Source organism: Bacteroides sp. DH3716P, from assembly GCF_025914115.1.
GTDB classification, from domain to species: domain Bacteria; phylum Bacteroidota; class Bacteroidia; order Bacteroidales; family Bacteroidaceae; genus Bacteroides; species Bacteroides ovatus.
This window is the reverse complement of record NZ_CP083673.1, coordinates 2586192-2599803: the sequence shown is the minus strand read 5'-3', so window position 1 is coordinate 2599803 and position 13612 is coordinate 2586192. Positions and strand designations below refer to the sequence as shown.

General features: G+C 42.3%; 10 protein-coding genes. All 10 read right to left on the bottom strand.

Annotation, left to right across the window (positions count from 1 at the left end):
* Positions 1-18: 18 nt before the first annotated feature.
* The 10 genes from KQP79_RS09725 to KQP79_RS09680 all read right to left on the bottom strand — a co-directional run bounded on the left by KQP79_RS09725 (position 19) and on the right by KQP79_RS09680 (position 13599).
* Positions 19-411 (bottom strand): L-rhamnose mutarotase, encoded by a 393-nt coding sequence (locus KQP79_RS09725; RefSeq protein ID WP_004300177.1) that lies wholly within the window; start codon positions 409-411, stop codon positions 19-21.
* A gap of 6 nt (positions 412-417) precedes the next feature.
* A complete protein-coding gene (locus KQP79_RS09720; RefSeq protein ID WP_004317804.1) occupies positions 418-1848 on the bottom strand; it encodes a rhamnulokinase in 1431 nt (476 codons plus the stop codon).
* A gap of 17 nt (positions 1849-1865) precedes the next feature.
* The gene (locus tag KQP79_RS09715; protein ID WP_004303846.1) at positions 1866-2504 is read right to left on the bottom strand and encodes a class II aldolase/adducin family protein; all 639 of its coding nucleotides are present in this window, start codon (positions 2502-2504) and stop codon (positions 1866-1868) included.
* 129 nt (positions 2505-2633) lie between these two features.
* The gene (gene fucI, locus KQP79_RS09710) at positions 2634-4409 is read right to left on the bottom strand and encodes an L-fucose isomerase (protein WP_004303845.1); all 1776 of its coding nucleotides are present in this window, start codon (positions 4407-4409) and stop codon (positions 2634-2636) included.
* Positions 4410-4478: 69 nt separating this feature from the next.
* Positions 4479-5474 (bottom strand): GntR family transcriptional regulator, encoded by a 996-nt coding sequence (locus tag KQP79_RS09705; protein WP_004300173.1) that lies wholly within the window; start codon positions 5472-5474, stop codon positions 4479-4481.
* 177 nt (positions 5475-5651) lie between these two features.
* Positions 5652-6206: a 30S ribosomal protein S16 gene (locus KQP79_RS09700; protein ID WP_004300172.1), complete on the bottom strand. Its 555-nt coding sequence runs from the start codon at positions 6204-6206 to the stop codon at positions 5652-5654.
* A 106-nt stretch (positions 6207-6312) separates the two neighbouring features.
* On the bottom strand, positions 6313-7614 hold the full coding sequence (locus KQP79_RS09695) for a Na+/H+ antiporter NhaC family protein (RefSeq protein ID WP_008651787.1): 1302 nt from the start codon (positions 7612-7614) through the stop codon (positions 6313-6315).
* Between the two features lie 47 nt (positions 7615-7661).
* Positions 7662-10820, bottom strand: coding sequence for an ATP-binding protein (locus KQP79_RS09690; RefSeq protein WP_061447570.1), 3159 nt, complete (start codon positions 10818-10820; stop codon positions 7662-7664).
* A gap of 147 nt (positions 10821-10967) precedes the next feature.
* The gene (locus KQP79_RS09685) at positions 10968-12572 is read right to left on the bottom strand and encodes a GAF domain-containing sensor histidine kinase (RefSeq protein ID WP_008651785.1); all 1605 of its coding nucleotides are present in this window, start codon (positions 12570-12572) and stop codon (positions 10968-10970) included.
* A gap of 499 nt (positions 12573-13071) precedes the next feature.
* Positions 13072-13599 (bottom strand): DJ-1/PfpI family protein, encoded by a 528-nt coding sequence (locus tag KQP79_RS09680; protein WP_032852981.1) that lies wholly within the window; start codon positions 13597-13599, stop codon positions 13072-13074.
* Positions 13600-13612 lie beyond the last annotated feature (13 nt).

Genomic DNA, 13612 nt, shown 5'->3' with positions numbered 1-13612 from the left:
GTTGTTTCTGGTATTTTTTTAAGTATTATACAAATGGAACATTCTTTCCATCGGTTTCCATTTCTCGGCGGAACTCATTCCGGGTGCGGCTTGTTGGAAGATAGCCATATATTCTTCCCACTCCTGTTGGCGGGGAAGGGTGTTCAGGCGTTCCATTGCCGTGTCCCAGTCAAAATCAAGGGGAGTTTCGACGATCATAAACAGTCGGGTTCCCAGGATATAAATTTCCATTTCCAGGATGCCAACTTCCCGGATACCGGCAAGAATTTCCGGCCATGCTTCCGCCTGGCTATGTCTTTTCCGATATTCGGCGATTAGTTCCGGAGAATCGCGTAAATCAAGGGTTTGGCAATATCGTTTGACGGGAACGTCATAAGATTGAACCTGATAACCGGTTTTAGATGTTTCCATATACTTTTATTTTTTAGGATAATATACTTGTGGTGTAACGCTGCGAGTGACAATTTCCCGCAATTCACGAAGATCGGCAATTTCTCCTTTAGCCATTGCCTGCGTCAGGATGTTTCCCATTGCAGTGGCTTCCACCGGACCTGCATAAACAGGAATACCGAGTTCGTCAGCTGTCAGTTGGTTGAGCAACTTATTTTGTGATCCTCCTCCGATGATATTTAACTGACGGATTGGAGCGGGGAGGCAACGGTTGAGCTGTTCCACAGCCAGCCGATATCTGAAAGCTAATGACTGGAGCACACATCGTACAGTCTCTGCCTTGTTTTGGGGAATTTGCAAAGCATGATTCCGGCAATAATGAATAAGCGCGTTCTCCATATTTTCCGGATTCATGAATATGGTGTCGTCTACAGGGATGATTGTATCAATCTCGGCTTCGGCTGCTTGCGGGATGATTATATCATAATCTTGTTCCTCGCCACACGCTTTCCACTCGCTCATCAAGCGTTGCAGAATCCATAATCCTGTTATATTCTGGAGGAAACGGATTTTGCCGTCTACACCTCCTTCATTGGTGAATTGAGCTTTTCTTGCTTCTTCCGTTAATATGGGTTCGTCCACTTCAACTCCCAGTAACGACCAAGTGCCGGAACTAAGGAAAGCGATAGGACTTTCTGCAGCAGGAACAGCAGCTACGGCACTGGCTGTATCATGTGAACCTACGGCAATAACGTCTACGGCACCCAGTCCGGTTTCGCGTGCAATATCCTCTTTCAGAGTGCCTCTGATTGTTCCGGGAAGAATGATTTTACCGAACAGATGTTCGGGAAGACCTAAGCTATGTATGGTATCGAATGACCAGTTGCGTGATTTGGCGTTGAGTAATTCAGAGGTGGAGGCGATACAATATTCATTATTGGCTACCCCTGTCAGGAAATAACTGAAGAGATCGGGCATGAATAAAAGTTGCCGGGCAACTTCCAACTGTGCATCTTGATTTTGCTTCATGCTGTAAAGTTGAAACAGCGTATTGATAGGCATCACCTGAATACCGGTTTCGGCATAATGTCGATGTTCATCCATGCACTTGAATACTTCTGCCGGCATTCCCTCTGTTCTTGCATCCCGGTAACAGACTGGATTTCCTAATAGGTTTCCATGTTTGTCAATCAGTCCGAAATCCACTCCCCAAGTGTCAATACCAATACCTTTTACGGCATATCCTTTTTGTGCAGCCAGTTTTAGTCCGGTTTTCATATCTTCGAACAGAGCCGGGAAGTCCCAGTAAATATGATTGCCTAGTTTGACCTGCCGGTTGGAGAAGCGGTATATCTCTTCCAATTCCAGCCTGCCGTTAAGAAGAAAGCCGGCGATGATTCGCCCGCTGCCGCCTCCGAAGTCTGCTGCTAAATAAGTATGTTTGATGGTATCTTTCATGGTAATATGCCTGGATATTAGTTGGTTTTCTTTCCTAATACGTAGATTTCCAGGTCTTCAATTTCTGCCGGTGTGAGCACTGAATAATCACCGCCGGATTGAACAATGATGCGACAAGCCATTTCGAAAAAAGTAGCCCGTTCATATACTTGGTCGAAGTCTTTTCCGCACACCACTTGTCCGTGGTTGGTCAGTAAAACCGAGTTATGCTTTTGCATGGCTTCTACCACGGCTTTCGCCAGTTCCGGTGAGCCGGGACGATAATACGGAATCACAGGTATTTCTGAACCTACATGGCAAGGAATTTCTGCTGTTACGTTGAAATTTGCCGGCTTGTTCTTCATGCAGGAGACAGCGGTGGCATATTCCGATTGGAAATGGAGAACGACATTGACGTCCAGACGTTCACGGAGAATACCCAAATGGAATGTACTTTCCATAGAAGGTTTTACACCATTGGCAGGAATGCCGCTGGCAATATGGCAGATTGAAACCTTTTCTTTGCCAAGTGTGGGAACCCAGGAACCCGTACCGGAAATCAATGCTTCTTCGCCGATTCTCCAGGAAAGGTTACCGCTGCTGCAAAGCATTAACTTTGCATCCCCGTAACGATGTGCTTGTGCAATGAACTGTTCAATATGTTCGTTAGTAATCATAGTCTTACTTATTTAAGTCGCTGTAGGGGGCGGGGCTATCCCGACATTTGTTATGTGTCGGGTGGAGGACCCCGTCCCTACGAACGGCAAAGTTAAAATATTTATTTATACAGGACGAAAAAAACTTGTTTATTTATAAATAGGACCATAAGTTGCACAAGCTCTGTAATCTGATCCTTCTTTGTCCATGCCGAAAGCATTCCAGGCAGCCGGGCGGAACATCTGATCTTCTTCTACATTGTGCATGCATACCGGGATGCGGAGCATGGAAGCAAGAGTGATTAAGTCCTGGCCGATGTGTCCATAGCTGATGGCGCCATGATTGGCTCCCCAGTTATTCATGACTGAATATACGTCTTTGAAAGCCGGTTTATCACACAAACGGGGCACAAACCAGGTGGTAGGCCATGTCGGGTCTGTACGCATATTGAGTTTCTGATGGATTTCCGGATCAATTTCCACTGTCCAACCTTCTGCGATTTGCAGGACAGGGCCTAAGCCTTTAATCAGGTTGAGGCGCATCATGGTAACAGGCATTCCGCCTTTTGACAGGAAGTTGGACGAGAAGCCACCCCCACGGAAGTAGTCACGGTCTGCCGGATACCAGGTCGTTGCTTTGAGACAGTTCTCTACATCAGCGTCCGTCAGGTTCCATGGTTCTTTCATAACCGGATTGCCTGCTGCGTCTAATGATTGGCCGGAACCGTCGAGAGTCGTTGCACCGGAATTGATAAGATGGATGATACCGTTTGCTGCCAATCCGCTCAACTCTTTGCCGGTTACACGTTTCACGGCTTCAGGACTCCAGTAAGTACGTACGTCGGAGAATATTTGTGCACGGTTGGTCAATAGATGTCCGAACAACATGGCTACACCGTTGCAGGCATCATTTTCGGTAGCTACCACAAATGCTTCACGGATACCATTCCAGTCAAAAGAGGTATTGAGTAAAGCTTCCGGATAGTCACCGTTAGGATAGAAGTCTGTCCATTGGCGTTGTCCCTGGAAACCGGCTGCAATGGCATTGTGTCCCAAAGCCTCTTCCTTGAATCCCATTTCTTTCAATTTGGGATTTCCGGTCATCAAGTCGCGCATGATAATCGTCATCTTTACAATGAATTCCCAATCAGCATCTTTCTGTTCACGGGTTTTACGTTTTTCAGGACGGTTCTTGAAGTCTTCACCTTCGTTTGTCTTGCAATTTTTTTCAGTCCAGGCCATGGCTTTGGCGTATTCTTCGTGGTCATAGATGCCTTCGTCCATTCGACGGATGATTTCTGTGAGGTCTATTGACTCATTACGCATTCCCAAATACTCTTGGAAGAAATCAGGATTAACGATAGAACCGGCGATACCCATAGATACACTACCCATTGACAGGTAAGATTTGCCTCTCATCGTAGCTACTGCCTGTGCAGCGCGTGCAAAACGAAGAATCTTTTCCGATACATCTTCAGGGATTGTATTATCGTCCAGATCTTGAACGTCGCGTCCGTAGATACCGAATGCGGGAAGGCCTTTTTGTGCGTGTCCGGCAAGTACGGCAGCAAGGTATACAGCTCCCGGACGTTCTGTGCCGTTGAATCCCCAGACAGCTTTCGGATAATGCGGGTTCATATCCATCGTTTCAGCACCATAGCACCAGCAAGAAGTGACGGTAATGGTAGAGCCGACCCCTTCTCTTTCAAACTTTTCCGCACAAGCGGCACTTTCGGCTACGCGTCCGATCGTGCTATCGGCTATAACACATTCTACCGGACTGCCATCACCGTTTTTCAGGTTGCTGCTGATTAACTCGGCTACTGCTTTTGCTAAATTCATTGTTTTCTCTTCAAGGCTTTCGCGAACGCCACCCTGGCGACCATCGATTGTGGGACGAATCCCGATTTTCGGATACTTTTTCATGGTTTCTATCTATTAAAGGATTAATTAATATCTGTGCTGAACTGTGCTGATGTCTTCGCAAAAAAAAAATTAAAGTGACTTTCGAAGCCTTACTTCCGTTGGTAAGAACTTCTGAACCGGTACATTATTAAGAACGAAATTGGCCGCTTCGTTTCCCATCATTTCCCAATCAATACTCAATGAGGTTATTCCTTCGTCAATCACTTCGTAGGAAGGAATATCATTATACGCTAACAGACCGAAATCTTTTCCGCATTTCAGCCCTTCCAATCTTCCTTGTTTCACCACTTTTACTACATCTTGTTGCTTGATGGCGATATAGGCAACTCCCTTACGTACGATCAGATTCTCAATATCCTCCTGTATTTCACAGAGGAATCCTTGCTCCTGACAGAAACGGGTAAAATACACCTTACTGCTTTGGGGATGTTTCAGGCTTTTGGGAAACAAAAAAACGAGCTGGTGATAGTTCTTCAATCTTTCCTTGAGCAGATTCAATGCCTGATAGAAAAATTCATCAAAATCCTGGCAGATATATGAATACTTTTCTTTTTCGAATTTGCCGAAATCAAGGAGTAGTAATCTTGAAGGATTAATTTTATTGAGAACAGTGCTGAATTTTTCGTTATCGAAATTCATCACGATGTATTTGTTGTATTTCCCGATGGATTCCCGGAGGATCGTATTGAACAACCGTTCGTTGTATTGATGAAATAATAAGTCTACCTTATAGTTGATAGGCAGATGTCTGACGAAACTGTTATATAAGGCTTCTTTGAAAGGAGTATATTGGTCGAGCAGCAATAAGACATTGGTCACCTGGCTCGTCACATAATAACCCTTGCCGGGAGTGGAGTCGATCAAGCCTCGTTCGCGTAAATCAAGGAAAGCCTTGAAAACGGTGTCGCGTGATACTCCGTATTGAGCACTCAACTGATTGATGGAAGGCAAAGAATCTCCTTCAAGAAATTCTTTTCTGGAAATCGCCTGGCTAAGTGCGTCCGCTAGTTGCGTAACCTTGCTTGCCTGTTGTCCGAATGTTGCCTTTTTATCAATTCGTTTCATATTCGAAAAATAAATAACACTATGCTGAACTATGCTGATGCAAAGAAAGGCATTTTATTCTGAACGGAATAAATAATTTGATATGTTTTATAGCAGAAAACAATAAAAAAATCCCCTCCGGCGGACCGGAGAGGATTTATAGCTTTTCCTGATTTCTTGTTCGGAATCTGCTGAAATTTATTCAGCAGCAGCTTCTGTTGCAGGAGCTTCTTCAGCCGGAGCTGCGGCAGCTTCTTCTGCAGGTGCTTCAGCAGCAGCTTTTTCAGCAGCTTCAGCAGCTTTCTTTTCAGCGAGTGCTTTTGCTTTCACTTCGTTGATTTTCTTTTCTGCTTCCAGACGTGCTTTAGCTTCAGCTTTCTTAGCTTCGTCTTGTTTAGCTTTCAAAGTAGCCAAACCTGACTGTTTGTTGTTTTTCCAAGCTTCAAATTTAGCTTCTGCTTCTGCTTCTCCGAATGCGCCTTTTGCTACACCGCCCAGAAGATGTTTCTTCATGTAAACTCCTTCACGAGAAAGAATGTTACGTACAGTGTCACTTGGTTGTGCACCTTTCAGTACCCATGCCAATGCAGCGTCGAAATTCAAATCTACTGTAGCAGGATTGGTGTTAGGGTTGTAAGTACCAATCTTCTCAATAAATTTACCATCACGTGGTGCTCTGCTGTCTGCAATTACAATTGAATAGAACGCGTAACTTTTACGTCCGTGTCTCTGCAATCTGATTCTAGTTGCCATTTTAAATAATTGTTTTTAATGATTGATTTGAATTATACTATTATCTCGTAATAGCGGGCACAAAGATACGGCTTTTCTTTTGATTGACAAACATTTCGCATCTTTTTTACGAATACCGTTTCGGATAGCGGAACAAAATTGCTAGCAGGGCGCATGCTCCCATTGTAAACGGATAGTAGAGATTTCCGATGATACTGATGGGGGAGATACTGGCAAGTCCCGCTGCAATCAGCATCTGCGCTCCGTATGGAATAATCCCTTGTATCAGGCAGGAGAAAGTATCGAGGATACTGGCTGTTTTTCTTCGGTCGAGATGGAATTTCACGGCAATATCTTTGGCAATCGGTCCTGTTGTTATAATGGCAATCGTGTTGTTGGCTGTACATAAGTTGGCGATACTTACCAGGGCGGCAATGCTTAGTTCGGCTCCTCTTTTACCATTGACGTGGCGGGTGAGTTTCCGGATAATGAAATCGATACCACCGTTATAACGGATGGTTTCGAGCATCCCTCCGGCCAATAGAGTGATAATAATCAGTTCTCCCATTCCTGTAATTCCCATTCCCATGGCACCAAACCAGTCGAAAATTCCAAAGCTGCCGGTCGCGATGCCAATGATGCCACTTGTCAATATACCTATTATGAGTACGAGCATCACGTTCATTCCGGCAATGGCTGTTCCTAATACTATTATATAAGGTATAACTTTGATCCATTCAATGGTCTGTGTTTGGGCGGGAGCGGTAATGAATAGTCCCTGAAATATGTAAATTCCCAACACAATGATGGCTGCCGGGACGACAATCATAGAATTTACACGGAATTTATCGCGCATTACACATTCCTGGGTTTTTGTCGAAGCGATGGTGGTGTCGGAGATAAAAGATAAGTTGTCTCCGAAAAAAGAACCGCCTACTACGACGGCTACCATAAAGGGGAGAGCTATTTCTGTCTTTTCTGCCAGTCCTACGGCAACGGGAGTAAGGGCGACGATAGTTCCTACGCTGGTTCCGATGGATAAAGAGATGAAACAGGCGGCAATGAAGATGCCTGCCAGTAACAGGTTATCCGGCAGAATATGCAGTGTCAGATTGACAGTGGCATCGATTGCTCCCATTTGTTTCGCACTATGAGCAAAGGCTCCGGCAAGAATGAATATCCATATCATCAGGAGGATATTTTTATTGGCAGCTCCCACGGAGAACTGATAGATGCGTTGGTCTAGTTTCAATCCTTTGGTAATAGCAATGGCGTAGCAGGAAGAAACAAGGAAAGCCACCGTGATAGGCACTTTATAAAAGTCGTTGACAAGAATGGAAGTTACCAGGTAAAGGCATAAGAATACGAGCAACGGACTTAATGCCCACCAACTTCCGGTGCGGTTTTTATGTATTTTTTCTTCAGTCATAAATGGAATATGTAGATATTCGTTTTTTGCTTTTGGTTCTCTGTCTCTTAAAGTAAAATAATACGCTTCTGCATGATTTCCGTCAGTTGTGCTTTCAACAGGCGGGCATTGATAGGTTTAGGCATATAGCCGTCAAAACCGCTTTCCATCACCCGTTGTTCATCCGAAGCATAGGCAAAAGCCGTAATGGCGATAATAGGTACCTTGGCAGAATATTTGCGTATTTCTTTAGTTGCCTCGTAACCGTCCATGACCGGCATATTGATGTCCATCAATATAATCTGCGGATTATATTGCTTGAACATTTCCACCGCCTCTTGTCCATCCCAGGCATGAATTAATTGATACTCTCCCTTTAGTATGGATGCGAACAGTTTGTAGTTACTTTCATTATCCTCGGCAATCAGAATGGTAAACTTGTTTTTTTCTATACTTATCGGCTGAATTTCCTCTTTTTTTATGCTTTCTTCTACGGCTATTGCGGCTTTATATGGCAGCGTGAACCAGAATGTTGAGCCTTTGCCCTCTTCCGAGTCTACTCCGATGGTACCTCCCATGTGTTCTACCAGAGTCTGGCAGATAGAAAGTCCCAGGCCAGTGCCTTGTTCGAAACTATTTAATTTGACGAAGCGTCCGAAAATGCTCTTTTGCTTGTCTTTGGGAATGCCACAGCCAGTATCGCTGACATAAAAATAGATCTCTTTGCCGCGGAGTTCATAGCCAAAACGAATGTATCCTTCAGTGGTGAATTTGATGGCATTACTTATCAGGTTGATGAGCAATTGTGACAGCCTGTTCTTCTCTGTATGGATAAAGCAATTTTTCTCTGCCAGATGGCAGGTTAGCTGTACTTTTTCAGATTTTATTTTTAATTGTAATGAGCTCGTTAACTCGTTCAGCATTTTGTTCAAGTCTATGTTGGAATATTGAAATTCCAATGTTCCGGCTTCAATCTTTGATAAATCAAGAATGTCGCTGATTAATTGTAATAACAAGGTATTATTGTTTTCAATGATGCTCACATATTCCTGCTTTTCCTCTTCCTCGTCTGTTGAAGCCAATATGCCGGAGAAACCGACAATAGCGTTGAGGGGAGTACGGATTTCATGGCTCATATTGGCGAGGAAGGCAGACTTCAGACGATTGGATTCTTCTGCCCGGTCTCTGGCTGTGGTCAATTCCATTTCCATCTTTTTCCGTGTGGTGATGACTTGTGAAGAACCGACCAGGGTGAGCGGCTTGCCGTTTTCGTCACGGGTCTCTACAGCGGCTTGAGCTTCCACCCATTCGATTCTGTGAATGTTATTCTGTACATTGATAACCCGATATTCTTCCCTGACTTTATCCGATCGCCCTTCTATCAGGTCATCATAGGCTTTTTCTACCCGTTTACGGTCTTCTTTGAATATCTTTGAGAAATATTGGGAATCGGGCACTGCCAATTGTTCTTCATTCACGTCTTTATCGTTTGTGCTAAGCTCAATAGGCCTATTGATGTCGCAAAGTATGGTTTTGCTTCGCAAATCCCATTTCCAAGGCACGATATTGGCTACGTCCAGTGCCATTGCCAGTTTATTGTTGGTAGCACTTAGTTTTTGTTGTGCTTTGTGTAGTTCGGTGCTGTCCAGGCAGAAAATATCGACAATATTGTTGTGGTGAGTTCCTTTTAGTACTACATCATAGAAGGTGTCTATCTGTTTGAAATAATAGGGGAAAGTGATAGCCTTGTTTTCCGCAAGTGACATTTTGGTGAAATGCAGGAACTCCGGCATGGATTCAGGGAATATTTCACTGGCTTTCTTGCCTACTACATCTTCTTTACGGAAGAAACTTTTCTCGAAATGAGCGTTGACATTCCGGTATACAAGTTCTATCGGAGTGCCTTCTTCATTCATGATTAACTCTTCTTGCATATACAATATAGGCATATTGTTAATCAGGTTTTTGTAAGAAGTCATTGTGTCAATCTCTTTCTGTTGTATTTTCTTGAGCTTATTCAGATGACTGATGCGGTATTGGAAGAATAGGGCAAGCAGTATGAAGCAGACTATGGTTCCTAAAATAAAGTATCCGTACTGTTCCCAAAACGTAGGCGGCTTGTTAAAGAAAATAGTGCCCGGGGGACATAAGTATGGCGACATTCCTTTACGTAGCAAAACATTGTAGTTGATAGTCGGAGCGGCATCTGAAGGCTCGTAAAAAGGTATCTCGGATGCTTGTTTGCCATTCAATATTGATTGGATCGTTTGTATGATTTTCTGGCTGTATGCATGTTGATCGTAGATGTATCCGCCAATTATTCCTCCTGCGTTGTCCTTGATTGTCATCATCCCAAGGCTGAACAGAGGTGCGGAAGTCGTTGAGACTAACAGGTGTGAATTTGTAACTAGCGAGGTGTTGCCGGCAAAGGTGTGTTTGTAAAACCATGAAGAGAAAAGTATTCCTGTTGTTTTAGGATCAACGGTGTAAAGGGTGTCCAGCAAATGATTGGTTTGCATCTTCCGGGGCGATATGAATTGATAATTGATGTCGGGATGGCTCTTTTTCAATTCTTGTTTGATAACCATATTGTAAGTCTGGTTGTTTTGCCGTTCATCACCGATAAATATGAAATTTTTAATATCGGGAGTCATTCGGCAAATCAGGTCTATATTTTCTTTAATATAGAAATTGGAATGTAGGAAAGTGAGATTGTAAGGCTGCGCCATATCTGCAATCGGGGTTCTTGCAGTCAACTCAACAGGCTTCTTTTGGAGATAAAATTCCTTCGGGCCGATGTAATCTTCTTCAGCACATAGTATAATCGGAATATTTCCCCACATCTTTCTGAAGTCGTCCCGTAATATCATGCTGGAGTTTCCGAGTAATATCAACATACGCGGAGAATGTCGCTTGTATTTTTCCAGAACTGCCTGTCTGAATTCATTCAAAGTGGAGTCTGTGTCCATCATTAGCATGTTCATGTGTTCGGTATAGAGTGCTAATTGAGGCGAATTCTGGGCATATTCGGTAATGGCTGAAATCATTCTGAAGCTCCAGGGAGCTGCTTCTGTATATGAATTAATGATTAAAAGATAATTTGACGAGTTCACTGAATCTTTTTGAGCTAGAATCGGTGATATGTAGGAAAAAGCTAATAGACAGAAAGACAAAAATAATTTTATTATATATGAGTTAATTATTTGGGTTTGAAAAAGAGTTGTCATTTTTTATTTAATTTTCTGGTGGCTTATTAAGTTTATGCATTGGCAAAAGTATTAATAATAAATGAATTAAACTTGATTCTGACCATAAAAAATGAATGAAAAAAAGACTTCAGGTCTTTTTCTGATTAACGGGCTTTTTATTCAATTTTATAGGGATACGCTTTTGTAGGGATGAGTAAACCAAAAACGCGAGCCGGTTCCCATCTCGGATTCCACTCCAATAGTGCCGCCGAGATGTTCGATAATGCTCCTGCAAATAGACAGCCCTAAGCCTGTGCCTTTTGAGAATGAATTGAGTTTCACAAAGCGGTCGAATACCCGGTCTACTTTGTCCGGTTCAATCCCCATTCCTGTATCAGCTACGGAAAATTCAATTTCACAGGTATCTTCTTTCAGATGATATTCAAGAAGAATCTGTCCCTTATTTGTAAATTTGAGGGCATTGTTGATAAAGTTTGTGATAACCTGCATCAGGCGTTTCTTGTCAGTATAGATATAAAAATTGGGTAGGGTGGGGGCTAGTAAAACTGGTACCGGCTTATCTTCTTTTATATCATAATTGCGTATAATATCTTCACAGAAGCTCTTAATGTCCAGATAATCCATGGTGAAGTCGAGTGTTCCAGCTTCTATTTTTGATAAGTCGAGAATGTCGGATATCAGTTGTAAAAGAAGTTCGGTGTTTTCTTGCATGATATCGACATAATCCTGACGTTCCTTTTTGTCATCCGATTCGACCAGTAAACTGGCAAAGCCGACAATCGCATTGAGCGGAGTACGGATTTCATGACTCATATTGGCGAGGAAGGCTGATTTTAAGCGGTCCAGGTTTTCCGCTTTTTCTTTGGCTATCCTTAGTTCTTCTTCTATTGTTTTTTGGTGGTCAATATCAACGCTGGTAATCACGTGTGCCATCTGTCCGTCTATCCAGGCGAATGCTGCACTGAATACCCGGAACCAACATTTGTCAAACGGGCGTTGATAATCCCAGGAGTAGACTTTGGTAGGTTGTCCATTTTCGTCAATCAAATGTTTTTTAGGACAGAACTCACATTCTCCGGTTTTATCTTTATAAAGAGCTTGCCAGCATTTTTTTCCTTCAAAATGTTCGATGCCTCCGTAAGGAGCAGCCATCGATTCATTGGCATATAACATATCATGAGAATCGAAAGAATTTACATATATGTCAACTCCCATATTATTCATGATGCTGCTTAACGTCTTGCTCGCCCGTACTTCTCTTTCTTTATATTCCCGCACTGCTATTTCCTTGGAGAGGGAGCCTAAAATGAGATGAATCATTTGCAGTTCTTCATCGGTGAAAGATATTGCATGTTCTCTGTCTCCAAATCCGATGAATCCGATAATTTTTCCTTCGGAGTCTTGAATTTGCCGGATTAGTAATGAATCGACTTTATAGAAATCCACGATGTCTACATCATCCCAAGAAGTATTTTGGTTTCTGCAAGCATAAAAAGGTTTGTTCTTTCCATTTGCACGGACAACATGTTGATTGGTCATTTCGCTGATTTCAAAACGTTGTCGCAAAACGTTGTCGTTATTTCCGACAGTTTCCTTTAGATAGAAGTAGCGAAATCCGTCAGTTTGATAAATGAATCCTCTTTTAAAGCCATAGTATTCGCAAATATCCGTAAGTGATTCTGTGATTTTTTTCTCAATAGAGTCACAGCTATTCAGTCTTTCTAAAAAATGAAGTAAAAATGCATTGTAATTCTCTCTTTCTCTAATCATATTGTTTTAGGCATCTTGTTTGGTTATTTAAACTCGGAAGGAGTATGCTGTTTATCTCTTTCAAGTCTTCAAGCTGCTAATATACGGACTTTTAAAAAATGATGAACGCTGTTTCAGATTTTTTGTAATGTTCCGTTTTTCTTTTTCTTGGTACGAAAAGAGAATGTGATATATGATATTTCCCTTGGATTTTAGTTAACTAACAATAATCATTTGAGAAATAAAGGAGTGAACACTTGTGCGGATTTATTGAATTGAATAATGATTGGGGAAGTTAGTCGGTCTTTGAATTTTTTGAATCTGTAAGTGATTGATTATTAATGCGCAATAAATGTACATTTTTCCTTTAAAACCAACGGGTCGTTCCTTTAAAAGAAACGACCCGTTGTACACCGAGAAACACACTGTTGCTTTTAAAGGAACGTGCTTTTTCATCTTCGGATGCGTAGATTAATATAATAATGTTTATATTTATTGTTTTATATCTACGTTGCAAACATTATTTTAATGCTTCGATAACCTGTGGCATCATTGTCCAAATGGTGTTTTCATCTTGAGCAGTAAAAAAGTTGCCATCTATCTCTGATTTCTTATCGGTAGCTGTTCCGTTTTGAATAGCTGGTTTAGCTAATGGGTGAACTGCTACTTTCTTCCCTTTGGTAATTCCGGTAAAGTCAAACATCATTGCACCGGCACAATGTCCGATCATCATTTTCCCTTTAGCTCCGAAAGTTTTAATGACTTGCATCAAATCTACGTTATAGGGTTTATCGGCATTCTGCTGAAATACAGGTACTGCATCCCCACAAGAGAAAACGAGTGCATCGAATTCATCTTCGTGTCCCTTCAAATTAGCGATCACATCGTCTGCTGTCAGGCTGATTCCTGAATTTGTTTTAATCTCCTTCGTATCCGATACGGCAAATACTTTATATGAAATGCCATTCTCGAAAAACGCTTCCAAATATTGGAATAATCCACAACCATTTACCGGATTCACTGCTAAAACTGCAACTTTCTTTGCCATAATCATAATTATT